Source organism: Photobacterium chitinilyticum, from assembly GCF_004104355.1.
Taxonomy (GTDB): Bacteria; Pseudomonadota; Gammaproteobacteria; order Enterobacterales; family Vibrionaceae; genus Photobacterium; species Photobacterium chitinilyticum.
This window is the reverse complement of record NZ_RJLM01000215.1, coordinates 1-420: the sequence shown is the minus strand read 5'-3', so window position 1 is coordinate 420 and position 420 is coordinate 1. Positions and strand designations below refer to the sequence as shown.

Here is a 420-nt window from a genome sequence, read left to right as displayed (position 1 = left end):
TGGGAACATGGTTTTTTGAAGTTGTTCTTGCGAAAGTTGGCTGAGGAAATAGGTCTGGTCCTTGCCATTGTCCACGCCACGAAGCATGTGAACAGTGCCGTCCTCATCACGCGCCACTCGAGCATAATGCCCAGTCGCTACATAGTCTGCCCCCAAGGTCATGGCATAGTCCAAAAAGGCCTTGAACTTGATTTCCTTGTTGCACATAACGTCCGGATTTGGCGTGCGCCCTGCACGGTATTCCGCTAGGAAATACTCAAAAACGCGGTCCCAGTACTCTTTTTCAAAATTGACAGAGTAGTAGGGAATGCCAATCTGGTCTGCCACCGCAACCACATCCTTGTAATCTTCGGTCGCCGTACAGACGCCGTTTTCATCTGTGTCATCCCAGTTCTTCATGAAGATACCGATCACATCGTA

1 pseudogene is annotated in these 420 nt (G+C 49.5%); it reads right to left on the bottom strand.

What is annotated here, in order from left to right:
* Nucleotides 1-414: pseudogene (mnmA, locus tag EDI28_RS26535) on the bottom strand (tRNA 2-thiouridine(34) synthase MnmA); the annotation flags it as partial.
* Nucleotides 415-420 lie beyond the last annotated feature (6 nt).